This window comes from Vibrio rumoiensis (assembly GCF_002218045.2).
Lineage (GTDB): Bacteria > Pseudomonadota > Gammaproteobacteria > Enterobacterales > Vibrionaceae > Vibrio > Vibrio rumoiensis.
In genome coordinates, this window is sequence record NZ_AP018686.1 from 452480 (window position 1) to 478032 (window position 25553).

Annotated in this window: 21 protein-coding genes and 6 pseudogenes; 12 read left to right on the plus strand and 15 right to left on the minus strand. The window is 40.1% G+C overall.

Annotated features, from left to right (window positions below; all coding sequences use genetic code 11):
- Window positions 1–40 precede the first annotated feature (40 nt).
- The 5 genes from VRUMOI_RS14465 to kduD all read right to left on the minus strand — a co-directional run bounded on the left by VRUMOI_RS14465 (window position 41) and on the right by kduD (window position 3636).
- Window positions 41–664 (minus strand): bifunctional 4-hydroxy-2-oxoglutarate aldolase/2-dehydro-3-deoxy-phosphogluconate aldolase, encoded by a 624-nt coding sequence (locus VRUMOI_RS14465; protein ID WP_089139611.1) that lies wholly within the window; start codon window positions 662–664, stop codon window positions 41–43.
- A 30-nt stretch (window positions 665–694) separates the two neighbouring features.
- Window positions 695–1624 (minus strand): 2-dehydro-3-deoxygluconokinase, encoded by a 930-nt coding sequence (kdgK, locus tag VRUMOI_RS14470; protein WP_089139610.1) that lies wholly within the window; start codon window positions 1622–1624, stop codon window positions 695–697.
- A 191-nt stretch (window positions 1625–1815) separates the two neighbouring features.
- Window positions 1816–2454: an RpiB/LacA/LacB family sugar-phosphate isomerase gene (locus tag VRUMOI_RS14475; RefSeq protein ID WP_089139609.1), complete on the minus strand. Its 639-nt coding sequence runs from the start codon at window positions 2452–2454 to the stop codon at window positions 1816–1818.
- An 80-nt stretch (window positions 2455–2534) separates the two neighbouring features.
- Window positions 2535–2858: a cupin domain-containing protein gene (locus VRUMOI_RS14480; protein ID WP_089139608.1), complete on the minus strand. Its 324-nt coding sequence runs from the start codon at window positions 2856–2858 to the stop codon at window positions 2535–2537.
- A 16-nt stretch (window positions 2859–2874) separates the two neighbouring features.
- Window positions 2875–3636 (minus strand): 2-dehydro-3-deoxy-D-gluconate 5-dehydrogenase KduD, encoded by a 762-nt coding sequence (gene kduD, locus VRUMOI_RS14485; RefSeq protein ID WP_089139607.1) that lies wholly within the window; start codon window positions 3634–3636, stop codon window positions 2875–2877.
- Between the two features lie 258 nt (window positions 3637–3894).
- Between kduD and kdgR the strand changes: the two genes are divergently transcribed.
- The 4 genes from kdgR to kduI all read left to right on the plus strand — a co-directional run bounded on the left by kdgR (window position 3895) and on the right by kduI (window position 8556).
- A complete protein-coding gene (gene kdgR, locus VRUMOI_RS14490) occupies window positions 3895–4689 on the plus strand; it encodes a DNA-binding transcriptional regulator KdgR (protein WP_089139606.1) in 795 nt (264 codons plus the stop codon).
- Window positions 4690–4826: 137 nt separating this feature from the next.
- Window positions 4827–6689: a DUF294 nucleotidyltransferase-like domain-containing protein gene (locus tag VRUMOI_RS14495; RefSeq protein WP_089139605.1), complete on the plus strand. Its 1863-nt coding sequence runs from the start codon at window positions 4827–4829 to the stop codon at window positions 6687–6689.
- A 3-nt stretch (window positions 6690–6692) separates the two neighbouring features.
- On the plus strand, window positions 6693–7424 hold the full coding sequence (locus VRUMOI_RS14500) for an exonuclease domain-containing protein (RefSeq protein WP_089139604.1): 732 nt from the start codon (window positions 6693–6695) through the stop codon (window positions 7422–7424).
- A 292-nt stretch (window positions 7425–7716) separates the two neighbouring features.
- Window positions 7717–8556: a 5-dehydro-4-deoxy-D-glucuronate isomerase gene (gene kduI, locus VRUMOI_RS14505; RefSeq protein WP_089139603.1), complete on the plus strand. Its 840-nt coding sequence runs from the start codon at window positions 7717–7719 to the stop codon at window positions 8554–8556.
- 147 nt (window positions 8557–8703) lie between these two features.
- Here kduI and VRUMOI_RS19260 read toward each other — a convergent pair whose 3' ends face one another.
- The 3 genes and pseudogenes from VRUMOI_RS19260 to uxaC all read right to left on the minus strand — a co-directional run bounded on the left by VRUMOI_RS19260 (window position 8704) and on the right by uxaC (window position 11985).
- Window positions 8704–8847 carry a hypothetical protein gene (locus tag VRUMOI_RS19260; RefSeq protein WP_162598421.1) on the minus strand — a complete coding sequence of 48 codons (144 nt, stop codon included), beginning with the start codon at window positions 8845–8847 and terminating at the stop codon, window positions 8704–8706.
- Between the two features lie 132 nt (window positions 8848–8979).
- Window positions 8980–10479, minus strand: coding sequence for a UxaA family hydrolase (locus VRUMOI_RS14510; RefSeq protein ID WP_089139602.1), 1500 nt, complete (start codon window positions 10477–10479; stop codon window positions 8980–8982).
- Between the two features lie 92 nt (window positions 10480–10571).
- Window positions 10572–11985 (minus strand): annotated as a pseudogene (gene uxaC / locus VRUMOI_RS14515) (glucuronate isomerase).
- A 263-nt stretch (window positions 11986–12248) separates the two neighbouring features.
- On the opposite strand from uxaC, the gene VRUMOI_RS14520 reads away from it, so the two are divergent.
- The 7 genes and pseudogenes from VRUMOI_RS14520 (at window position 12249) to uxuA (ending at window position 18914) form a co-directional block, all read left to right on the plus strand.
- Complete coding sequence (locus tag VRUMOI_RS14520) at window positions 12249–12929, plus strand: FCD domain-containing protein (RefSeq protein WP_231897557.1); 681 nt, start codon at window positions 12249–12251, stop codon at window positions 12927–12929.
- Window positions 12930–13259: 330 nt separating this feature from the next.
- The gene (locus VRUMOI_RS14525; protein WP_089139599.1) at window positions 13260–13760 is read left to right on the plus strand and encodes a TRAP transporter small permease; all 501 of its coding nucleotides are present in this window, start codon (window positions 13260–13262) and stop codon (window positions 13758–13760) included.
- 64 nt (window positions 13761–13824) lie between these two features.
- The gene (locus VRUMOI_RS14530; protein ID WP_027695792.1) at window positions 13825–15129 is read left to right on the plus strand and encodes a TRAP transporter large permease; all 1305 of its coding nucleotides are present in this window, start codon (window positions 13825–13827) and stop codon (window positions 15127–15129) included.
- Between the two features lie 57 nt (window positions 15130–15186).
- Window positions 15187–15813, plus strand: a complete 627-nt coding sequence (gene dctP, locus VRUMOI_RS14535; RefSeq protein ID WP_269459997.1) for a TRAP transporter substrate-binding protein DctP — start codon at window positions 15187–15189, stop codon at window positions 15811–15813.
- Window positions 15767–16000: pseudogene (locus VRUMOI_RS19640) on the plus strand (hypothetical protein); the annotation flags it as partial. The gene dctP and the pseudogene VRUMOI_RS19640, both read left to right, overlap by 47 nt.
- A gap of 326 nt (window positions 16001–16326) precedes the next feature.
- On the plus strand, window positions 16327–17829 hold the full coding sequence (locus VRUMOI_RS14540; protein ID WP_110410707.1) for a mannitol dehydrogenase family protein: 1503 nt from the start codon (window positions 16327–16329) through the stop codon (window positions 17827–17829).
- 27 nt (window positions 17830–17856) lie between these two features.
- A pseudogene (uxuA, locus tag VRUMOI_RS14545) lies at window positions 17857–18914 on the plus strand (mannonate dehydratase).
- A 107-nt stretch (window positions 18915–19021) separates the two neighbouring features.
- On the opposite strand, the pseudogene VRUMOI_RS14550 reads toward uxuA, so the two are convergent.
- Window positions 19022–19542: pseudogene (locus VRUMOI_RS14550) on the minus strand (YgjV family protein).
- A gap of 412 nt (window positions 19543–19954) precedes the next feature.
- On the opposite strand from VRUMOI_RS14550, the gene VRUMOI_RS14555 reads away from it, so the two are divergent.
- Window positions 19955–20617 (plus strand): hypothetical protein, encoded by a 663-nt coding sequence (locus VRUMOI_RS14555; RefSeq protein ID WP_110410708.1) that lies wholly within the window; start codon window positions 19955–19957, stop codon window positions 20615–20617.
- An 80-nt stretch (window positions 20618–20697) separates the two neighbouring features.
- Here VRUMOI_RS14555 and VRUMOI_RS14560 read toward each other — a convergent pair whose 3' ends face one another.
- From VRUMOI_RS14560 to VRUMOI_RS14585, 6 genes and pseudogenes are all read right to left on the minus strand, one after another.
- Window positions 20698–21489, minus strand: a complete 792-nt coding sequence (locus tag VRUMOI_RS14560; RefSeq protein ID WP_089139928.1) for an EAL domain-containing protein — start codon at window positions 21487–21489, stop codon at window positions 20698–20700.
- Window positions 21467–22291, minus strand: a complete 825-nt coding sequence (locus VRUMOI_RS14565; RefSeq protein ID WP_162598422.1) for a GGDEF domain-containing protein — start codon at window positions 22289–22291, stop codon at window positions 21467–21469. Before VRUMOI_RS14565 ends, VRUMOI_RS14560 begins: the two co-directional genes overlap by 23 nt.
- A gap of 37 nt (window positions 22292–22328) precedes the next feature.
- Window positions 22329–22667, minus strand: coding sequence for a LapD/MoxY N-terminal periplasmic domain-containing protein (locus tag VRUMOI_RS14570; protein WP_110410710.1), 339 nt, complete (start codon window positions 22665–22667; stop codon window positions 22329–22331).
- Between the two features lie 4 nt (window positions 22668–22671).
- A pseudogene (locus VRUMOI_RS14575) lies at window positions 22672–23088 on the minus strand (transglutaminase-like cysteine peptidase); the annotation flags it as partial.
- Between the two features lie 270 nt (window positions 23089–23358).
- On the minus strand, window positions 23359–23952 hold the full coding sequence (locus VRUMOI_RS14580; RefSeq protein WP_089139926.1) for an OmpA family protein: 594 nt from the start codon (window positions 23950–23952) through the stop codon (window positions 23359–23361).
- A gap of 9 nt (window positions 23953–23961) precedes the next feature.
- A pseudogene (locus VRUMOI_RS14585) lies at window positions 23962–25267 on the minus strand (TolC family outer membrane protein).
- Window positions 25268–25553 lie beyond the last annotated feature (286 nt).

The window sequence follows — 25553 nt, forward strand, 5'->3', positions numbered from 1 at the left end:
ATTTAGAAGTGACCTGTTTTTTATGCTGAATAGGCTAAGTTTATTGAATAACTTTTGCTACATCCGCAACTAAAGTTGCCAGCTCATCCCACTCTTCATTATCAATTAAGTCGGTTGGGATCATCCACGTACCACCGCAAGCAAATACCGCAGGAATGGCTAGGTAGTCGTTGACGTTTTTCGGGCTTACACCACCGGTTGGCATAAAGCTGACAGGATAAACCGCGGTGAGTGCTTTTAGCATGTTAACGCCGCCAGAAGGTTCCGCTGGGAAGAATTTTAGTGTGTCTAGACCCAGCTCCATTGCTTGTTCCACTAAGCTTGGGTTGTTGACACCAGGGACAATTGGCACGCCGCGCTGCTGGCAGTATTTTACGGTTGTTGGGTTCAAGCCTGGACTCACCACAAAATCGACGCCCGCTTCAATGGATTCATCGACTTGTTTGGTAGTAAGGACAGTACCTGAACCAATCAGCATATCTGGGTAAGCTTCGCGCATGTTTTTGATTGCTTGTGCGGCAGCTGGAGTACGGAATGTCACTTCCGCGCAAGGTAAGCCGTTTTCAACGAGAACTTGTGCCAGTTTTGCCGCTTTATTAGCATCTTTGATCGCGATAACTGGTACGACTTTAATTTCACTAAGACGTTGTTTGATAGTCGTCATGTTTGATCCTTGTTAGTGATTAATTTTCAATTAGTTTAATGTTGGCATTTCGTTTGCTGGAATGATTGCTCCGCGGAAGCAAATCACTGTACCAGCAAGTTTATGACCCATTTTTGCCGATTCTTCTGTTGAACCACCAGTTAGACGCTTAGCTAGATAACCTGCACTAAACGAGTCGCCTGCAGCGGTAGTATCCACAATGTTCTCAACTTTTTGTGCAGCGACTTCAATGGTGCCTTGTGGCGTAATGACCATGCATGGCTCGGCACCGCGCTTAATAATGATTTCATTCACCCCAAAACTTTGAGTTCGGGCAATCGCTTGAGTTTCACTAGTATCACCATAGAGCATTTCCTCGTCATCGTAAGTTAAAAATGCAATATCGGTCAGTTTTAAAATGGCTTGGTAGGCTTGCTGGGCTTGTTGTGGATTTTCCCATAGAGCAGGGCGATAGTTATTATCAAAAGCAATTTTACAACCTTGTGCTTTGCAGGTTGTTAGAACCGTGACCAGTTTCTCTAGTGCTTCTGCTGGCAAAATTGCCAGGCTTACGCCACTTAAATAAATAAGGTCATATTCGCTGAGCGTGTCGATAACTGCTGCTTCTGATTGTTCTAATAACCAATAACGAGCAGCAGCATCATTACGCCAATATTGAAAGCTACGTTCGCCATCTTCCGTTGTAGAAATGGAGTATAGGCCTGGTAGTTTTTTCTCTGAAATATGTACATGAGAAGTATCGATGGCTTCTTTATTCCATGCCTCTAACATAGCTTGGCTAAAAGGGTCTTTGCCTAAACCGGTAACATAAGACGTCGTAATCACTTGGTTGGTTAAGCGAGAAAGGTATAATGCGGTATTTAAAGTATCACCGCCAAAACTTTGCTTATAAAGCTCATCTCCAGCTTTTTGTAATTCCACCATGCACTCGCCAATAACGGCAACACGATTGACCTGCATAACTTATCTCCTATAAAAATCTTGCCTCTATTATTGATAATTGGCTTATGCTGGTCAATTAAAATGGAACGTTGTTTTGGTTTTTGTGATTTGTGTGTGTTTTTAGCGAAAAATAGACAAAAAAAAGCCGATCGGGGGATCGGCAAAAAGTAGGTACATCATATGAAGTGTTACAGTTAGGTTTTTAGCAATTAAGCTAAAATTTCTTTTACAAACGCTTTGATTTCATCATCTTGGCAGTTGTCAAAGAAACATTGTTGAAAACGCTCGCCAGTTACAGCGGTTTTCACTAATTCTGAGTCAATAGCACGTAGTGTATCTAGGTAGTTTTCTTTGTTTACTGCTGCTTTAACTTCACCTAGGATGCCAGCGTTACGAACTTGAGGTTCTTTACGCTCAACTGGGTAACCTTCACCACGAGGGCCAGTGAATGCTTTTTCGAAAATGTAGCGAGCGTTTAGCTCAGCAGCCCAACCAAAACCTTTCGCAAATGCTAGAGCCAGTGCGTTACCGTTGTTGATTTGGTTGAATAGGAATGCATCGGATGGATCTAGGCAGTAACCACAAGCTACACCTGGGTGTAGGTTTAGTGACATCATCGCACCTTGGCCTGTACCACAACCGGCAATCACGAAATCAACGGCTTTTGAGTTAAGTAAGATACTTGCTTGGATACCAAGGTGAATATACGTTAGGTGATGATCGTTTTCATCGCTCATGCCTACGTTAGCAACAGTGTGACCGAGTGGCTCAACAACGCTGGTTAGTTCGTTAAGAATCGTTGCGTTTTTGCCTGCTTGGCTGTTTTCCATCATTAGTGCGATTTTCATTGATATTCTCCAATAGGAAACTAATAAATTGATAGATTAGCGACCCAACGAAATAGGGGAGTTGGGGCGCTAATAGATTATTATTCGATGAAGTCTTTACGCATAGGGGTAAAGTTATCCAGCAATACGCCCGCTTTTAAACATTTACAACCATGCATAATGTTAGGCTCTTTATATAGCGCGTCACCGGCCTTAACAATTTTGGTTTCATCACCGATAGTAAATTCAAATTCACCTGATAACACATAGGTTAATTGTTCATGTGGATGATTATGAAGGTAACCAATCGCATTATCTTCAAAATGTACTTCCACCGTCATAATGTTATCGCTGTAAGCTAAAATCTTACGTTTAACACCATCACCGAGATCTTCAAGTTCAACGTCTTTACCGTGTACAAACATAGCAATTATCTCTCTATTAACGTGCTAACCAACCGCCATCGACAGCAACAGTGTAGCCATTAATGTAGCTTGCTGCGTCAGAAGCTAAGAATACACAAGGGCCAGCTACATCTTCTGGTTTGCCCCAGCGGTCAGCAGGAATACGCTCAAGAATAGCTGAGTTACGATCTTCATCTGCGCGTAGTGCCGCGGTGTTGTTGGTTGCCATGTAACCTGGGGCAATCGCATTCACATTGATGTTGTGTTTTGCCCACTCATTGGCCATGGCGCGAGTAATACCCATAACCGCACTCTTAGAAGCTGTGTAAGAAGGAACACGAATACCGCCTTGGAAAGAAAGCATAGAAGCGATGTTGATGATCTTGCCGCCATTGCCTTGAGCGATGAATTGTTTTGCAACGGCTTGAGACATAAAGAAAACGGTTTTAGAGTTGATGTTCATAACATCATCCCAGTTCTGCTCTGAGAACTCGATAGCATCTTCACGGCGAATAATCCCTGCGTTGTTTACCAAGATGTCAATCTGACCGAACTCAGCAAGTGCTTTTTCAATAATCGTTGGAATATCTTCTTGCTTAAGAAGGTTAGCGCGAACATCAAGGAAGGTGTGGCCACCTGCTTTCATTAACTCGATGGTTTCTTCTGGTGCTGTGTAGTTTACGCCAACGACTTTACAGCCCGCTTGTGCTAGCCCTAGAGCCATGCCTTGACCAAGACCAGTATCACAACCAGTAACAATTGCTACTTTACCTTCTAGATTGAATGCATTAAGAATCATAATTCCTTCCTTTTCTCGCCAACTTGGCAATGAATAAATAGAGTGTTTTTGTTTATGTGCAATCACAGTAGCAATAGTGAAACATGTTTTCAATAATTTTCAAAAAGGTGTTTCATTAAAAGTGATGTATATCTAGTTTATTAAATTTACGTGCGCTTTGTTTCATTTTTTTGAAGTGTGTGTTTTAAAAAAAATGACATACCTATAATATAGAGAAGTGTTGTGATAATTGATGACGAATTTAAAGGTATAATTTCTATGGAAAAAGCAAAGCAACCGGATGCAGTATCATCGGTACTGAAAGTATTTGGGATATTGCAAGCTCTAGGTGAGCAGAAGAACATTGGCATCACTGAGCTATCCCAGCGTTTAATGATGTCAAAAAGCACGACATACCGTTTTTTACAAACCATGAAAATGTTGGGTTTTGTGGATCAAGAAGGTGAGGCAGATAAATACTCACTGACTTTAAAACTGTTTGAGGTTGGTGCTAAATCTTTGGAATACGTTGATATTATTGATTTAGCAGACAAAGAGATGCGCTTAATTTCTCAAAAAACCAATGAGGCGCTTCACTTAGGCGCGTTGGATGTGGACCATATTATCTATACCCATAAAATTGACTCAGGCTATAACTTGCGTATGCAATCGCGTATTGGTCGACGTAACCCGTTATACAGTACGGCAATCGGTAAAGTATTGTTGGCACAGCGTGATGAAGCATTTACTCGTGAAGCATTAAAAGACGTGGAGTTTATTAAGCATACCGATAAGACTCACGAGAATGTGGATCAGTTACTTGAAGAACTTAAATTGGTTCGCGAGCAAGGTTATGCAGAAGATAACGAAGAGCAAGAGCCGGGCTTACGCTGTATTGGTGCGCCAGTTTATGATCGCTTTGGTCAAGTTATTGCGGGATTATCCATTTCTTTCCCAACCATTCGTTTTGATGAAAATCGCCTGGTGGAATATGTGGATATGCTACAAAATGCTTGTCGTAATATCTCCGAGCAATTGGGCTATCACGAATACCCAATGTCCAAAGCGTCTTAACGCATTTATTAGACTGATAAATAAAGCAGCATTACGCTGCTTTTTTTGTGCACGAAAGCATAGTTTGCATATTTTTTATTATATTTGAAATCATGTTTTGATATTGTGTTGGCAATCTTTTTTAGAGGCGAGTGTCCATGAGTAACGCGTTGTTGCCAAATATCTATGATTTTGTGGTTCGGATTGATCCTTTCGATAAGTTACCAAAAGAGGTGGTTAAAACGGTCGTAAGTAAAGTGAAAATCATTTACTTATCGAAAGGAGAGGAAATTCACTTTAGCTCAGACTGCGAAGAACGATTTTTGTATGTTATTCGTACTGGGGCCATTGAGCAAAGAATGAAAGATGGCTCTTTGCGTGCTCGACTGGGTGAAGAAGATCAATTTGGTTTTACTTTTTTAGCGCCTCTAGCAGATAGTGAAAATGGTTATACTGCCACCGCATTAACCGATAGTTTACTTTATTTAATTCCGCATTCGACATTACAAAACTTGTTGAATGATAATCCGCAGTTTTCTGAGTATTTTGATACTCGTGCTCGTGCTCGATTAAATTCTGCGCTTTATCACGTTACTCCGGATAATAAAGGACCTTATTATCGAAAGGTGTCGGAAATTGCCAGTGAAGACATCGCGATTGTTGATAAAGATACCAGCATTAAACAAGTTGCCGCTTATATGTGCGGTGAAATGCGTTCGTCGTGTGCGGTTGTTAAAGATGGCGACGATATTGTTGGCGTGATCACTGATCGGGATATGACCACACGCGTCGTCTCGAAAGGGATAGATATTGATGAACCTATTTCCATAGTGATGACAAAAAATCCGCAGCTTATTCAGTCGGATGCCACGATTATCGAAGCCATTTCAGTGATGATGCAATTCAATATTCGCTGTTTACCAGTGGTGCAAGGGCAGAAAGTGACCGGTCTCATCACGACCACACACTTAGTACACAATCATCGAACCCAAGCGTTGTTTTTGGTTGAGAAAATTAAATATTCGAACTCTATTGAAGCGCTAAAAATGCTTAAAGAAGAGCGGGAAACGATTTTTTCAGCCTTAGTGGAAAGTCAGGTGGCTTCTAATATTGTCGCCTCCGTTATGTCGATGATCATGGATGCCTTTAACCGCCGTATTATTCAATTAGCCGAAGAAAAGTTAGGCCCTGCACCGTGTGACTATTCATGGATAGTGGCAGGCTCACACGCGCGTAATGAAGTGCATTTGCTTTCCGACCAAGATAGCGCATTGATCATCGATGACTCTGCCACTTCCGCCGATATGACTTATTTTACTCATTTAGCGATGATCGTTTGTAACGGCCTAGATACCTGTGGCTACCCTTTATGTGATGGTAAGTACATGGCAGCCACTCCGAAATGGTGCCAACCACTTTCTCGTTGGAAAGAATATTACCGCAAGTGGGTGAGCGCGCCAGAATATAATAAGTTGCTCAATATCAGTGTATTTCTGGAAGTGCGATCTATATATGGCAATGCAGAATTAGCCACTGAATTACAGCAACATTTGCATCATTGCATTGAAAAAAGCCACCGTTTTATTCCTTCATTAGTTCGAGACTCTGTTGAGACTCAACCGCCGTTGGGGATCTTTAATAATTTGGTTTTGGAAAAAAGTGGTGATAACAGCCGTACGCTAAATATTAAGAAATATGCGCTTAACTTAATTATCGATTTAGCACGTATTTATAGCCTTTCAGCCAAAGGGACTCTCACCGGAACAGAGGAGCGTTTTGAATGGGCATATCAACAAGGTGTGATGTTAGAGCCGAGCTATAAAAATATTATTGGCGCATACCGTTTTATTACTCAAGTGCGTTTTACCCACCAAAATGAAGCGCTCAAGTTGGGTAAAAAACCAGACAACCATATTGATCCAGAAACATTCAGTAGCTTTGAACGAAAACATTTAAAAGATGCGTTTAAGATTATCAATGAATTGCAAGATGGGGCGAAATTACGCTTTACCAAAGGATAGGTTATGTTAAAAGCAATCAAAACGCATTTTCACCCTCTTACTAAGTTAGAAAAGCAAAGGCAAGCGATGACTATTCCTGAGTCGGCATCGCCTGAATTAAAGCAATTATTAGCAACGCCATTGCTACCGGTTGATACTCTTTTAAAAGACATCGAGTTCTTAGTATTGGATTTTGAAACCACGGGGCTTAACTTCGAAAAAGATAGTTTGTTAAGCATCGGCAACATTCAAATGAAGCAAAACCAAATTGATATGGATACCGCAGCACATTGCTATGTCGATGATAACCAATCGATTAAAGCAGAAAGTGCCATTATTAATCACATCACACCACAAATGTTGATTGAAGGTGACAGGCTAGATGAAGCGATGAACCGACTCTTTACTAAAATGGTCGGTAAAGTCGTGATGGCACATGGTGCGGTGATAGAACGAGGATTTATTCAACATTATTTATTGCAAAAATATGGCTTAGAGAGCTTCCCGATTATTTGGCTCGATACACTAAAAGTTGAAAAGCACTTAACTTTTCACCAAAACTCCACGGCATTAGAGCTACAACTTAATGATGTTCGTAAACGTTATGGGTTACCTGAATATAGTGCCCATAATGCCTTGATCGACGCCATTTCTACCGCAGAATTATATTTAGCACAAAAGAGTAAAATCTTTGGTCAGAATGCGAAAACCACCACTTTAGGTGAAATATGTAACGGTGCCACTTGTACTGGTTAACGTTATTATTTTATCCCTAGTACCCACTTTAAATCTCAATATCCCAAAAACCTTAATGTGCAAACCGTTTCTGTTAAACGTGGTTTGCATAGTCTTTATATCCTGCCGACTTTAAACGTGATCTCGTGTTTAAGGGCTTTCCTGAAAATTCCGAATATGATCTACTTAAGTGATGAGAACGGTGTTTCAATAAATTCATTACTTGAGTTCACAATTGTTGTTTATCATATATGAATGCAATTGATCATATATAAATAGTTGTTAGTCTTTAACCATCATTAAGGAGATATCGATGTTTATTAATTACAACAGTAACCCAACGGATGCCAAAAGTTATGACACCTCTCGACTAAGAGAAGAGTTTCTGACGGAAGATTTATTTCAAGATAACCAAGTTAAGGTTGTGTATAGCCACATTGATCGAATCGTTGCGATGGGGGTCTGTCCAACTGACCAAGTGTTAAAGCTTGACGATGTAATGGATAAGAAAGCTTTCGGTACGGATTTCTTTTTAGAGCGCCGTGAGTTAGGGATTTTGAACTTGGGCCCAAAAGGCGAAGTTCGTTGTAAAGGCGAAACTTACACATTGGAGTATCTCGACGTTTTATATCTTGGTAAAGGCGAAGAAAACATTGAATTTAAATCATGTGATTCATCTGAACCTACGTCATTCTATTGCCTAAGTGCACCTGCGCATCATACTTATCCATCTCGTATTATTCGTCGGGAAGATGCCAAGAGAGTTGAACTTGGTTCACAAGAAAATGCCAATGACCGCATTATCACTCAATACTTACATCCAGACGTTCTACCTACCTGCCAATTGTGTATGGGGGTGACTCACCTTAAACCTGGAAGCGTTTGGAATACCATGCCAGCACACACTCATGAGCGCCGAATGGAAGCTTACCTTTACTTCAATGTTAAGCCTTCACAAGTGGTCTTCCACTTCATGGGAGAACCGCAAGAAACTCGCCACATTATTGTTCGTGATAAGCAGTTAGTGCTGTCACCAAGCTGGTCGATTCATTCAGGTTGTGGAACACAAAATTACAGTTTTGTCTGGGGAATGGTTGGAGAAAACCAAACCTTTGATGATATGGATTTTGTCGATATGAATTCAATTAAATAATAAGAATTTATGCGGAGATAATGAGATGTTTACTTGTACTACAAGGTGTGGGTGAACATATAGATCATATATGTGGATGCAGACAAGTAAAAAGGAGCCAATAGGCTCCTTTTTGAATTTTTAACGACTCGGCAATAAGCTTTTAAATTAAAACTTAACCCAAGTTAATGCTGTGAGTGCGATAAAGCCTAGTGCAGAACCGTAGATCAAGATTAGGCTCAATGCAGTAGCAGCAGCATCTTTTAATTTTGAGCTGTTAAAAGTGCTTTGATTTGCAGTGATAGTGTTCATTGTAACCTCAGTTTTATGTGATACTGGTCACAATTAGACCAGTTAACATGACGGAGATCAAGTTTTTTGAAACACTTTTTTATATTAATACCAATTTAATATAATGGTATCGGTAAATTGCACACTAAATAGTTACAATGTCACCCCGCTTTTCCAGATGGCTATTTCTCTAATTTGATTGATTTCATTTTTACTCTTTTCACCATTGACGATGGCAACGATCACTTCGACAAATTCTTTTAACAATACCTCCATCGAAATATCCTCAGAGACCAATTTTCCAGCATTAAAATCTATCCAGTGTTTTTTCTTATCAGCTAGCTCTGAGTTGGTCGCGATCTTCATGGTGGGGACAAAACCGCCATAAGGGGTGCCTCGTCCGGTTGAAAATAGCACCATGTGACAACCTGAAGCGGCAAGTGCGCTGGTGGCGATGGCATCATTTCCGGGTGCGTTCAATAAGTTTAAACCGGGAATAGTGATTTTTTGCGTGTAATCGAGTACATCGACGACCGGACTCGTGCCTGACTTTTGAGTACAACCTAGAGACTTATCTTCTAAGGTAGTAATGCCTCCAGCCTTATTGCCGGGAGAGGGGTTTTCGTAAATCGGTAAATCGTGTTGAGTGTAATAATCTTTAAAGTTATTAATCATGTTGACGATTTTATCAAACACTTTTTGAGTGGCTGCTCGTTGCATTAAAAGGGTTTCAGCGCCGAACATTTCAGGAACTTCGGTGAGCACCGTGGTTCCACCTTGAGCGATGACATGATCAGAAAACTTACCGAGTAGTGGGTTGGCGGTGATCCCTGATAATCCATCACTCCCGCCGCACTCAAGGCCAAAATGAATTTCGGATAACGTACCCGGTTTTCGTTTATCGTGTCGCATTGTTTCATAGAGATCTTCTAATAAGCTTCTTCCTGCGAGAATTTCATCATCGACAGATTGCGAGATCAGGCATTTAATTCTATTTGGATCGTAATCTCCCAAGCCTTGCATAAAGGTAGGGACTTGGTTGTTTTCACAGCCCAAACCTAAAATAAGTACGCCACCGGCATTAGGATGTTTGGCGATGCTTTGTAATAAATTACGAGTTGTAATGTGGTCATCGCCCAATTGAGAGCAACCAAATTGGTGTGGGAATACGTAGACGCCATCAATCTCTAGTTGAGGGTTGCTGGCTATAAATTGGTTCACCATAGTCTGGGCGATGCCGTTAACACAGCCAACCGTGGGGATCACCCATAGCTCATTACGAATTCCGACTTCGCCATTTCCGCGACGATAAATACTGACTTCGGTTTGCTCAAGGTTCGGAGTCTCGTCAGATGTAAAGGCTTTAGGCTGGTATTGGTAAGCTAATTTATCGGATAAGTTAGTTTTGCTGTTATGGCTATGAATCCAACTACCTTGCGGAATATCAGCCGTCGCATGACCAAAAGATTCCCCGTATTTCCATAACAAATCACCGGTCGTCATATCGTCTAACGCAATTTTATGACCTTTAGTAATGTCTTCTTGAAGAGTAATCAAAAGCTTGTTGGTGATCTTAATCGTCGAGCCTTTTTTTAGATCAACCAGCGCTATCACGACATTGTCTTTGGGGTGAATACGAATCCATTTTTTCATCTGGCTCTCCAATCGATGCCAGAGAATTTTTGGTGGCATCATGCAAATAGGGGAAGGCTATCCGAGAAACGAATAGCCTTAGTTGAAGGCAATTACTTCTTAATACCTAAGTTGAAATATTGGTTCGCATTGTTGAAGCAAATATCTTCCACCATTTTTGACAGTAGTGGCATATCCTGAGGGACCTCACCATCTTCAACCCATTGGCCAATTAAGCGACACAATAAACGGCGGAAATATTCATGGCGGGTGTAAGAAAGGAAACTGCGGCTATCGGTCAGCATGCCAACAAAACGACTGAGTAGGCCAAGCTGCGAAAGTTGTTCCATTTGACGCAACATGCCGTCTTTTTGATCGTTAAACCACCACCCAGAGCCAAACTGAATTTTGCCTGCGATGCCACCACCTTGGAAGTTGCCACACATGGTCGCGATGACTTCGTTATCACGTGGATTCAAACAATACAGAATGGTTTTTGGCAATGCGTCTTCAACATCGAGTGCATTGAGTAATTTAGATAGCGGGGCAGCAACTAGGGCATCGTGAATCGAATCAAAACCGACATCCGCACCAATAAGGTTGAACATGCGTTGGTTGTTATTTCGTAATGCGCCAATATGGTATTGTTGAACCCAACCGCGTTGTGCGTATTGTTTGCCTAAGAAAATCAGAATGGCCGTTTTCAGTTGTGCGGCTTCTTTATCAGTTAATAATTCACCTGATAAACGTTTGGATAAAATTGAGTCTAGTTCTTGTTCGCTGGCGTTTTCAAAGACCACAGTATCAAGGGCGTGATCAGAAATGCAGCAGCCATGAGCTTCAAAATAGTCCAAACGGATAGTGAGTGCATCGCACAGATGGTAGAAGCGTTGAATCTCAATGTTGGTGAGCTTGCCAAGCTTGCTCAAGTATTCTGAGTAGTCTTCTGCGTTAGCATTAAAGGCTTTATCTGGTCGCCAGCTAGGACGCATCTGAACATCAAAATCTTTATCATCCATTACGATTTTGTGAGGAACCAAATCATCAATCGGGTCGTCAGTAGTGCCGACCATGCGTACATTCATTTTTTTCATAATGTTGCGCGCGGAGAATTCTGGTGAAGCCAGCATCTCATTGCACTGGTTCCACACACTTTCAGCGGTAGATTCATTTAAAATAGTATCGGTAATCCCGAAAGGACGGCGCAGTTCTAAATGGGTCCAGTGGAAGAGTGGGTTACCAATGGTTTGGGGAACAGTCTTGGCCCAGGCAAAGAATTTCTCTTTATCCGAAGCATCCCCGTACAAAACGCTCTTCAATACCGTTAGTACGCATACCACGCCATTTGTAGTGATCACCTTTTAGCCAGATATCGGTTAAGTTTTTAAAGCGATAATCTTCCGAAACTTGTGTTGGGGGAAGGTGACAGTGGTAGTCGATAATCGGTTGATGCGCTGCCACATTATGATAAAGCTCTTTCGCGATATTGGTTGTAAGTAAGAAATCTTCCGTTAAAAATTTTGACATGACCTTCCACCTAAATAAAATAGATATTTCTGGTATAATATGAGATTAAATTGGTATAACAAGTTTGCAGATCACAAAATTAAACAATCGAAATTTATTTATATTCGATATTGGTCAGCATAATATGGTTTCCCTTGTGATAGTTTTTGGGTTTAATTGAATAGTTAGGTGAATGATGTCTTTGAAAACAAGCGTTTGTATCAAGTTATTGGCGAAAAATTAAAACAAAAATACTATCTGGCCAATATCCGGTAGGGACGAAAATGCCACCGGAAAGAATTATTGCTGAAGAGCTTGGCATTAGTCGAACGGTTGTGCGTGAAGCGATGATCATGCTTGAGCTGGAAGGGTTGGTGGAAGTGAGAAAAGGCTCGGGGATTCATGTTATCTCGACGGTTTCACAGCAATCTTCTGGATTAAGTGAAAGCGAGGAAGAATTTGCCCGTTACCTTGTTGAAGAGATGAAGAAAGCCGGCCCGTTTGAGCTTTTACAAGCAAGGCAGGTGGTTGAATGTACTATTGCTTCTTTTGCTGCTAGCCAGGTTACAAAGCAAGATATTGATTTATTAGATAAAATACAGAAAGAAAGTTATCTAAATGCTGATGATACTGATTCGGCATGGGATGAGGAATTTCACATTCAACTCGGTAAAATCACCAAAAACTCGGTGCTTTCTTTAATTATTGAGCTGATTTGGTTTACCCGTAAACAAAACCCATTATGGAATCAATTACACGAGCATATCGATTCATCAAATATCAATACCTGGGCGGATGAGCACGGTGCGATTGTAAAAGCCTTACAGGTTAAAAACTCTAAGCAAGCAAAAGCTGAAATGTGGCAGCATTTAGAAAGTACTAAGCAATTTTTATATGATGCCTCTTCAGCAGAAGATACCCCTTATGATAAGTATCTATTCGAAACCAAACCATTAGATATATAGTTAACCATTCAATATCAGCAGGTTAGTGGTTATTCATTGACCTGCTTTCGTTATATTCCTCGTGACAAACCTCTCTCCAATTGCACTCCTTTAGAACATTTCCGCACATATTGCACAAATTTAGCTCACAAAATTGCAATAAAATTGGTATAACATCTTAAAAGTTTAGGTCTGCTAGCATTTTTGAATTTAAAATATAAAACTACGGTTCAAAAAATTATATGCCGTGATTATAGTCACATTAAGATACTCAATAAGGTGTTTTATTTAAGTAAGGAAACGATTGCTTATTAAGAAATATAATAATTATTGCTGTGGAAGAGTGTGCTAATGAACCTAGAAGTATTTAATAAATTATTAAACCGAATATTAGAATATGCCCTCATATTTTTTATGGCAATGATGGTTTTTTCGGTTGTATGGCAGGTATTTACGCGTTTTATTTTAAACGATCCTTCAGTTTTTACCGATGAACTTTCCCGTTATTTGCTTATTTGGATTGGTATCTTAGGTGGAGCTTATACCTTCTCAATTAAACGTCACTTAGCTTTAGAGTTGTTGGTCACTCGACTCAAGGCTAGAAATCAGCATGTTCTTAATATTGTTATTAGTTGCTTTGTTTTGTTGTTTTCTTCTGTTGCCCTAGTGTACGGCGGTTGGAACTTCATGATGACGACGCTGCATCACAATCAAGTCTCTCCTGGGTTATCTATCGGTGGGCATCAACTTTTAATTGGTTATGTCTACACGGTGGTACCGTTTTCGGGTGTCATTATCTGCTACTACGCATGTATTGATATTCTCAAATCAATATATCAAATAGTTCGCTGAGGGAAATATCATGACACTGGTTGATTTAATATTTACTCAAGACTACATCAATTCAATGCCTGATATGGTCTACGATTTACTGCCAATTGTGGTTCTATTTGGATCGTTAGCAATATTTTTATTAATAGGTATTCCGATTGCATTTGCGATTGGTGGCGCGGCATTACTGACAATATTCATTGATTTCCCAATTGATAAAGCGTCGATCTTAGTTTCACAACAATTAACCAATGGGCTAAATAGTTTTGGTTTATTAGCTTTGCCATTTTTTATTGTGGCTGGGAATTTAATGAATCGAGGCGGTTTAGCGAATAGGCTGATTAATTTCGCTATGTTGCTCGGCGGTAAGCTTCCAGGTTCACTGTCTCATGTGAATGTTATTGCCAATATGATGTTTGGCTCTTTATCGGGCTCTGCTGCCGCGGCTGCCGCAGCGGTTGGTGGGATAATGAAACCACTGCAAGAGAAGCATAAGTACCCGAAAGATTTCTCGACTGCGGTGAATGTTGCCTCTTGTCCAACGGGGTTGCTAATTCCACCTTCTAATATCTTGATTTTATATGCTTTAGTGAGCAGTACTTCAGTGCAGTATCTCTTTATTGCTGGTTATATTCCGGGTCTTTTAATGGGCTTGGGAATTATGATTGGTATTCTGCTATTGGGCAAAAAATACAAGATCCCACAAGAGAAAATCGTTCAAAAAGAAAAAACAATGAAAGTGATTTGGGATGCTATTCCAAGCTTATTTTTAGTGTTAATTATTATGGGCGGTATTTTAGGTGGGGCGTTTACTGCAACGGAAGCCTCAGCTATTGCGGTGGTTTATAGCTTAATTCTAGGCTTTGCTTATCGTGAATTAAAGTTTAAAGATCTAGCGCCTATCTTACTTGATAGTGTGATTACGACTTCTATCGTATTACTGATGATTGCAACGTCTTCGGCAATGTCATGGTCTATGGCCAATGCTGATATTCCGGGTGCGATTGCAGACTTCGTTCTTAATTATTCAACCAACCCGCTGGTTATTATGCTGCTAATGAATTTGATTTTATTAGTGGTGGGGACATTCATGGATATGTCTCCAGCGGTTCTGATCTTCACACCGATATTTTTACCTATCGCCGTTGAGCTTGGCGTCGACCCAATTCAATTTGGCATCATCATGGTATTTAACCTTTGTATCGGCATTTGTACTCCACCAGTTGGTACGGCTCTATTTGTGGGCTGTAGTGTCTCTGGTAATAAGCTCGGCGATGTAGTGCCTAAGTTAATACCTTTATTCTTAATTATGGTTCTAACTTTGGGACTGATCATTATGGTGCCATCACTAACTATGTGGCTACCTCATTTGGCGGGATATGTATCTTAATAAGTTCAATAACGTAGAAACAAATAAGGGAATAATAATATGAAACTGAATAAGTTAATGCTTGCGGGAATCTTAGCTGGAGCAACATTTACCTCTAGTGTTTATGCTCAAACATTGAAATTAGCTCATGCACTACCCACTGAACATCCAGTTCACCAATCGTTAAGTTGGTTTGCTGACCATGTTAAAGATGAAACGAAAATCAGGGTAAAAGTGTACGCCAATGGAACGTTAGGCAATGAAACGAGCTTATTGCAAATGGTGCAAAATGGCACGGTTGCCTTTACTAAAGTGAGTGCTGCTCCGCTGGAGTCATTTTCGAAAGATTATAAGATCTTATCTCTCCCTTATTTATACAGCAGTGAGCAGCAGTATCGCGATGTACTGAATGGGCCTATTGGTGACAAAATTTTAGCCTCTTCTCGTGATGACGGTTTTGTTGGCTTGGCATTCCTAGATGCGGGTGCACGTAGTTTCTATACCGATAAAGCAATCAAAACGCCTGCTGATCTGAAAGGCATGAAGATCCGTGTTCAAAACTCACCACTGGCGATTGATATCATCAAATCTCTAGGGCAACCCGGTTCCACTACCATACGGCGAATTATATTCAGCGCTACAGCAAGGGGTAGTCGATGGGGCAGAAAACAACATTCCATCATATTACTCTTCTCGTCATTTTGAAGTGAAGAAAACCTTCTCTTATGACAAGCACACCATGGTGCCAGACGTGCTTGTGGTCTCAACTAGCGTTTGGGATGAACTGACACCTGAGCAGCAAGAAACTATCCGTAAAGTGGCAAAGAAAAGAAACGAAGCGAAGCAAGCAAGAACTGGAAGAACTATGTTGACCATGCAACGGCCGATCTAAAAACCAAAGGCATCACATTCATAGACAGTGATACGGCATCGTTCCAAGAAGCGGTAAAACCTGTTTACGAGAAGTTTAAGAAAGAAAACCCAGATCTTGTCGATATGCTTAATGATATTCAAAATACTAAGTAATTCAATGGTCTAGCTATACAACCGAAATAGGTAAGGTTCAGGTCGACGCATTAGGTTAGCCTGAGCCTTATTATTTACCTTTTAGCCAAAGAGATCCCAATCAAATTACTTATTGTTTTTTAAGTTGGTTTAGCGCTGTAGAAGAATATTTAACAGTCAATTTAAAAAACAATATGAAATGGCGAACGTATTATGAAGTTGAATCTAGTTAACTTAGAGCATGTCACCGCAAGCTCACTCCCTAGTCAAAATAATCTCAATGCAAAAGTTGGTATTGTGCATTTAGGCTTTGGCGCATTTCATCGCGCGCATCAGGCGTTAATTACCGATGTCGCAATGAAAGAATTTGGTGGCGACTGGAAAATTGTCGGCGTCAATAATTGGCGAGCAGCTGGTAAACCTGAATCGGAAACAGGGCTAGAGCAAGAGTTCTCAAGCCAAGATAACCTGTACACAGTTGCGGTTGGTCAAGATGAACAGGTTAACCTTGAAGTGATTGGTGCCGTTGAAGAGGTGCTTTTTAATAATCAAGTTGAGAAAATTCTTGGTTATATGACCAGCGAAACAGTGAAAATTGTTTCTCTGACAATTACAGAAAAAGGCTATTGCCATTTGCCAGCGACAGGTCATTTAGATACAAATCATCCGTTAATTCAACATGATTTGCAGCATATTGACCAACCACACAGCGCTATTGGTTTTTTGGTTTCTGCCATCAAAACTCGTAAAGAGAAAGGTATTGCACCATTCACGCCATTAACTTGTGACAACCTACCTGAAAATGGTCATGTATTAAAACGTGTCGTATTGGATTTTGCACAGCAACTTGATCCTGAGCTAGCGGTATGGATTAAAGATAATATTGATTTTCCTTGCAGCATGGTCGACCGAATTGTGCCTCAAACGACCCAAGCGGATATCAATAAAATATCCCAACAACTAGGGGTAGAGGATGATTGCTGCGTGAGCACAGAACCCTTTTTACAATGGGTGATTGAAGATAAGTTTAATAACGAGCGACCGGCTTGGGAAAAAACCTCTATCGCCAATATTATGCTGACCGATGACGTTATTCCGTTCGAAAATATGAAGCTAAGGCTACTCAATGGCACTCATTCTTCTATTGCGTACTTGGGTTATTTAGCAGGCTATCAAACCGTTTCGGAAACCATGTCAGATCCAAGTTTTAGTGCATTTATCCGTTACTTAATGGATAAAGAGATTAGCCCTTCAGTGGATGTAAAAGGGATTGATCTTGAAGCCTATAAAGATCAGTTGATTGCAAGATACCAAAACATCGCGCTACAGCATCGTACCTGGCAGATTGCGATGGATGGTTCTCAAAAACTACCACAACGCTTTTTACAGACGATAGCGTTTGGTTTAGAAAATGATATCAATATTTCAGGCTTGGTACTCGCGGTGGCGGCATGGATGAAGTATGTGAGTGGTAGGGATGAGAATGGTGAAGACATTGATATCCGCGATCCGCTAAAAGCGACATTCAATGAGATATGGCGAGCGCATGGTGATTCTACATCAGATGTCGTCAGCGCATTTTTGTCGTTAGATTCGGTATTTTCAGCTGAGTTAGCAAGTAATTCTATATTTAAAGCACAGTTAATAGATGCTTTAAATCAACTGATTGAGCACGGATCTAAGCAAAGTGTTCAACAATTTATTCAAACTGTGTAAGCGCAGGCAAGGGTAAGTATTATGAAAATGACATTTCGTTGGTATGGTGAAGGAAATGATAAAATCACCTTAGACCAAATTAAACAAATTCCGGGTGTAGAAGGCGTAGTTTGGTCATTGCACGACATGCCGGCAGGCGCACTTTGGTCACCAGAGCGTGTGGCGGAAGTCGAAAAACAAGCGCAAGAATATGGTTTTCATATTGACGTGGTAGAAAGCGTTAATGTGCATGAAGATATTAAACTGGGTCTTGATACTCGAGATCAATACATTGAAAACTACAAGCAAACGCTACGAGTGCTGGCTAAATTTGGTGTCAAAGTCGTTTGTTATAACTTTATGCCGGTATTTGATTGGACTCGCACTAATCTCTATAAAAAAATGCCAGATGGTTCAAATGCTTTGTTTTTTGAAAAAAGTAAGATTAATGAAATTGACCCTATTGAGCTAATTGAGACGATTTCTAAAAACACTGATGTGACCATGCCCGGCTGGGAGCCTGAGCGTTTAGCTAACCTAAAGAACACCTTTAAACAATACGAGGGTTTTACTGCTGAAGATTTATGGAAAACCTCCAATACTTCTTAGAGCAAATTATTCCGGTTGCTGAAGAATGTAATATCAAAATGGCGATTCACCCAGATGATCCTGCTTTCCCTATTTTTGGGCTGCCACGCATCATCATTAATAAGGAAAATATCGGACGCTTCTTAAAGCTCGTTGATAGACCTCATAATGGTTTAACCGTATGTACCGGCTCATTAGGTTCAATTGATAATGATATTCCTGCAATTATTGAAAGCTACCATGACCGCATACACTTCATGCATATTCGTAACGTAAAGCGTTTTGAAAATGGGGATTTCATCGAAAGTTCACACCGCGCGTGCGATGGTTCGGTTGATATTGTCGAAGTAGTAAAAACGCTGCATAAATATGATTACCAAGGTTATGTTCGACCTGATCATGGACGTCATATTTGGGGAGAAGAGAAGTGGGCAAGACCGGGTTATGGTCTATATGATCGTGCGCTTGGTATTATGTACATAAACGGTTTGTGGGATACGTTAAACCATAAGTCGTAAATGATCTTCAATTGAAGTGAGCGATGAAGAGGCGAAGTACTGAGGTTTACAGTACTTCGCCTTTATTGTTTTTTGGGACTATTTCTTTTCATCCAACAGAGGAGATTCTATCGCTTCGTTAGACTCCAACTTTTCTTATTGCGATATAAACGCATGATAGTAAATAAGTTTACGGTTAATAACGTCGCTTCTAAGAGTGAGCCACCGATCGAGCCGACAATAATATTATTGGCCAGCCAGCATACCGCACCGATGATAAAGGCAATTCGCATTTGAATCCTTTTAGGAGAAATACTGCAATGGTGCCTAATACTGAGCCTGCGATAGGAGTAAATCAAGTGGCCCTTCCGCTATCCATAAACCAAGTGCAATACTGATGATTACAAAAAGGCGGCCACAACCTTGTTTGAGGTCTTAATCGCTGTGGCAGTTCGTAAGAAAGATAAAGGGTACTGATTGCTGAAATATTTGAACCCAAAAGGTAGAAGTGTAAAACGTTATTCAGCTGGAATATCACCATTAAAATTTTAAGCTTACGGTCATCCTTTTGATAAAAAGTAGAAATCCCTAAGGCGAAGCTGAGAAAGCCAAGCCATTGAGCAAAAGAAAGGTTAATTAAAAATTCCATGTAATAGCCTTAAGCGAAGAAAGCAAAGATGGCAATAGGGGCTGGAGTCTAAAGCCGAATGATAATAAGTATTGTGATGTGCGAAAGTTGTTATACCAATTAGATTAACATGGTAAAGCATGATTTGAAATAAAATGAAATACCTTTTCATTAAATAGTGATTTGGTGCAAGGAATGCAGGTAAACAGCAATATATTGGTGCGGTTATTCGCTAAGGGATATTGACCTATACATTTTAGTTCGTAGCCCATAGTCTTTATTTTAAGGTGTAATAAATCCTAATAATGGAAGATATTTCCTATAAATTTCGTTAAAATGGCAGGAATTATGACCAATGTATTTTAGTTAACTATAATTTGGCTTAAACGACTGGTTTGTTAACAATTTCATCGCGTGTGAAAGGGAATATAATATGAGAAAAATTTACTTAGCTTTAGCTATTGCAGGGGTGCTTGCTGGATGCTCTTCTAACTCGGATAAAGCGCCTGTAAATACTACACCGGTACCCGCTATGGGCAAAGTCGCTGATGGTGCATTTACTCGTTTCGCTTTAAATGGCAACAGCAGTGGTGCTTGGTTGGTGCATGCTACGCCAGAGTTAGGTTTGGGTGCGGTTGAAGCAACGAATATTACCGCTTCAGGTGATCCTGGTTCTCTACGTTTGTTTTACCCTTCAATCAATGAAAGCTCAACATTACAAGCGGGGCCTGGTGTAAGCCAAATCATTCCTAACATTGAACCCGATACCGACTATCTTTTGACGGTTTATTACCGTGATGAGAAAGGCGATGAGTCACCAAACTTACTTGAGTTGGGCGTGAAAGATATGGGTGTTGGTTCTCTGGGTAACACAGTCAGAACAAAGACATTCACGAATGATGCTATCGATTCTGACGGCGATGATACGAATGGTTTCCGTAAAGTGGAATTAGCCTTTAATTCAGGCAGTAACACAACTTTGGAAGTTTATGCTCTAACTCATTTAAGCAGCACTGAAAATATCGATGTTAATGGCGACGTGGCATTCCAAACAGAAGTGTTTATTGATGATGTTGTACTAGAGTCTGATGATTAATCGAGCTTAATATCTAAAGCTCTAATCATTAGAACCTAGTACCAGAAACCCTGATATTTTCTATCAGGGTTTCTTTACGGTTATTTGTCAGCGTTTTTATGGCCGTTTAATTCTAGCTTATCGGTAATGAACCCTTGGAAGCGTCGAATATCAAGCTCAACTAATTGATCAATTTGCTTTAAATTCTCTACATGAGTTGCAATCATGCCAATGCCTAAGTTTTTGGCGATGCGAGTCATAGAAGCGAGAAGGTCATATTTTGCCGGATCATCCAATTGGCTCGTATACGTAAAATCTAATTTGACATAGGTCGGGTGAACTTGATGTAAGTAATCGATAGAGCTGAAAGTATGACCAAAGTTATCAATACCAAACTTGAACGAATGCTGGAGTAGTAATTGAGTAATAACTTTGGTTTCTTCAAGGTGCTTAGTGAAGCAAACCTCAGGAAACTCAAATACCAGCGTCTCTCTAAGTTGAGGGTTAGCTTTTAGCATTTGAGTTAAGAAGACTACAAATTGGCTATTATGAAGACTATCTTTACTTATATTAACGGTAATCGGTGACTTGCTTGGGTTAGCAGCCAATTGCTTACTCACAAGCGTTAATACATGATTATCGAATTGATAGGCCACATCACTATCTTCTAGTGCAGTAATAAAATGATTGGCTGTGTAGATAATATTATCCACTTCAATATAGGCAAAGGCCTCGTAGTGCAGGATTTGTTGCTCTTTATTAATCGCTGGTTGAAGTCGAATTTTGACCTGTTGATTTTCAATACCTTGTTTAACAAAGTTCTGCCATTCCATTTTACCCTTTGTAAACTCAGGCAAAATAGTATTTTCATTATATAAAAATAGTATTTTCATTATATAAAAATGCTTTTAAGCCGCTTTGTTGACGAGCTTGAGTTAGGGCGCTATCAAGTTGGGTGAAAACTGTTCTCATGTCGGTTTGATGATGTAAAACCATCATCCCAATAGAGGCTGAGTTATCTTCAATTAATTCGTTCGGTTGCCATTCATTAACGAGATTAAGTGCGGTCTCTGATACTTGTTCTAAATACTCATAATGGCAATGAGGGACCAGTAAAATAAACTCAGAACGACTAAAGCGAGAAAAGGTACTTCTTCCGTCAACAAATGAACTTAATTTCTGAGCAAGTTCTTTAACCATGCTATCGGCTTTATCAAATTCTTTGTTTTCATACGCATCTTCAATGGCATCGACTTTCATTAACCACAGACCACAATGATCATGGGTGTTAGAAGTTAGCCATGGTTCAAGTTGAGTGATGAAATATTCACGATTACTTAACTCAGAAACAGGATCTTGGTAAGCGCGCATACGTAGGCGTTTTACTTCATTTGCCGATTGTAAGTAATGAGCTTCAATATGCTTACTCATGTAATTAATCGCTTGTATCACATCAGAGAGTTCACGAGTATTGACTTGAGGAATAGGGTCGCCAAACTTATTTAAGCTAATTTCATTCGCACGCTTTTGTATGTCCTTTAATGGTTTGAACATGACTCGAAGTATGATGATCATCGAGATTGCAGCAAGTAATGAATTAATAATAAATGCGGTGAGCAAGCGTAGAGTCAGCGCCCATAATTGGTCATAACCTGTTGCCGTATTATTGGTGACAGTTAAGGTTGCGGCTTGCATCCAACCATCCATTAATACGCGAGATTCTGTTAGCTCTTCAAAGGCGCAATTTTTGAAACCATTCAGGTGAGTCAGAATTTTGATTAAGATTCTTACGTTGAATTTGGGTATTGCTATCATTTATTTTGAGTGTGATAGAACCGTAGAAGCCACTATCAAAAGAGGCATTAATGACGGACTCTAAACCCACTTTATCTTTTTGATGAATGAACGGAGTTAGCGCAATATTCAATGCGCTGATCATGTTCGTCATCTCAATCTTTTGCTGAGTCTTCAGGTAAGTATGGCTAGAGTGGAGTAGTAAGCCAAAAACCGATGTCGTCAATATTAAGAAGGTTATCGATAACCAAATTTGAAATTTATTATATAGACTCATAGCATCATTGATCCAAGTTTATAATAGGGTGATGAGTGTCATGCTGACTTCGCTTACGTAATTTTTGCCACATACTTAAATTGGAGACATTACCGGCCGGCACTGATTGGCTTCCAGCTGCGCCTCCTTTTGTGATCCATAAGTTAGTGGCGTTAAAACTATAGACAGGAACGAGATCGCTTCTTTGACTGGCCGGTTTTATTTCGCCATCAATATTATCTAAAATTAAAGGCATTGAACTTGGCGTTTCATAATAGGCAACGACCATATGAAATTGGTTTAATGTCAGTGATTTTACGTAGATTAAGCGCAATTTCTCGTCATCTACCCCTAATTCTCGCAGGGTATAATATTTGGCAATACTAAAATCTTCACAGTCTCCACCGCCAGCATTAAGAAACTGCACCGGTGTTGCCCAATAATCATCTTCACCCTATAACTTTATATCATCAATAAACACTAATTGATTAAAAAAGTTATTCACTTCGGATAATTGTAGAGAGAGGGAGTGATTCTGTAAGTTATGGGTGAGATCTAGCCATGCTTTGATTCGTAAACCAGCACGTTGTCCAAAATGCTCATGACTGAAGGTAATGATTTGTTGTTCAACAGCAGTGAGCCGAAGCTCTCACTGAAATGATTAACAAGATTAAGAAAAGATAGGCGGTAAGCGAGAGAGAGAAAAGATCTCTTAGTCTTTACGTTGATCATAGATAGTCCAGCTTTCTACTACGCTGCTATCCATCCCTACCACTGAGGCAGTAACACGACGGCTTAATGTCATAGTTTCTTCTCTCGATGTTGCTTGAATTGGATCGCTGTCACCGTAACCTACGGTTTCAATACGTTTAGGACTGACGCCTGCGGCAACCAAGGCTTTATAGACATTCGCTGCACGATGTATCGAGAGGTACTTGTTGTGCTCTGCCGGGCCAACTGGGCTAGCATAACCATTAAGTACAATATGAGTTTGTGGATATTTATCTAAGAAACTACTCATATTCTTAATGTGCTTATCATAAGCGGCAGGAATCACGGTTGAATCGTTAGCAAATAAAATGTGTAGTTTATTTTCTTCTTCTGAATGGACAACAGTAGGGCAACCATTGTTATCAATCACGGCGTTTTTACGAGTATTAGCACATAAATCACGCGCGTTGATCACACCGTCATTATCTGAATCGCTCAAATCTTTTGAATGAAAGGCGATTGGCGGTGGATCAGATTCTAGGTTTGAACATGCACCCAATAGTAAAACCAATAAAGAAAGAGTTAATGCTTTCATAATATTTCCTTATTTAGACGAACGAGCCCATTCATCAGGGATGGCAACACGTAACTCATTCAGAAGCAGACCTGTTGAATTCAATAGGCGATAATCAGCAATAATACCAGAATAGTGTGCGCTTAAATAAGCTTTACGAGATTCAAATAACTCATTTTCGGTGTTTAATAGGTCCAATAAGGTTCGTTTACCGATTTTGTATTGCTTCTCATAAGCGATGATGGTTTTTGCCGCAGAATCTACGTGTTGTTGAAGAAACTTTTCTTGTGATTCCGCCAGTTCTTTAGCACTCCATGATAAACGGGTGCTTTCTTCTAATAAGCGGTAGGCGTTATCTCGAATATTTTTCGCTTTGTTGATTTGGCTGGCAGCTGAACGACTGTCTGCTGCGTCACTACCACCGTTGTACAGGTTGTAGTTCATTTTAAGCATTACTTTAAGCTCATCAGTATCCCCATCAGATGCGTCAATTTCATCACCATATTTCTGTGAGCCTTCGACAGTAAATGTCGGTAACATAGTGCCTTTGGTTTGTTCGTATTGATATTGAGCGGCTTGCACATCATGGTAAGCCAAATACATAGTTGGGTTATTGGCTTTGGCTTTCTCAAGCGCATCATTTAGCGACTTAGCGATGTAAGTATCATCAACTTTAGGTTTTCTTAAATCTTGAGGGTAAGAGCCAACTATTCTTACAAATGCTGTAATTTTGTCGTTAAGGTTACTTTGAGCTGAAAGTAAGTTGGTATTGTGCAACACGTCCCTCAACCTGAACGAGATCTGCCGTTGAGCTTAAACCTGAATCTGTACGTTTTTGATATCACGATAGATACGCATGTGAACATCATGGTTTGCTTGAGATAGGGTAACCACCTCTTGGGCTTGAATGACATCAATATAAGCTTCAGCAGTGGATAATGCCATATCTTGGGCATCAGCGAGTAATTGATAGCGTTGAGATTCAGCTTCTGCTTTTGTTCTTTTATATCGTTATAAGTGCTTGAGCCATCCCAGATTAACTGACGAATACTGATTTGAGCGTAGCGAGGGTTGTATTCGCCTTGAGACCTGCACTGTTGTCATAATCTTCATAGCCGACACCAGCTTCAAGATCGACCGATGGTAAATATTTACCAGTTGAGGCTCGGCTGGTTTCTTTTTGGCTGATAAATTCATTGTAGGTTGATTGAATATTTGGGTTTGTTGCTAATGCATTGGCAATCGCTTGTTCAAGAGATTGCGCGTATGTTGGCAGAGCGATTAATTGGCAACCAAGGAAAATGGCTAATTTATTTATCTTTGGAGTTTTTATCATCATCATCCTCTTAACATGCTAGATAGTTAAGCGTTAAGGAAAGGGTATATAAAGCCGAAAACGGACAAAATTTAGATTTACACGATATTACAGGGTATTTAGAAAAATAATATACCCTTTAACTGATAAACGGTGTTAAATATACAAATTTAAACGCATGATTTTGTTTAAATCATATCAGTCTAGACAAAATCATGCGAATAAATTAGTTGTATGTTTGTTAAATCGGCCTTGTTTGAATGGTAGATTTCTTCTTATTGGTTGTCGTTGTTTGTTTGGTCGCCGT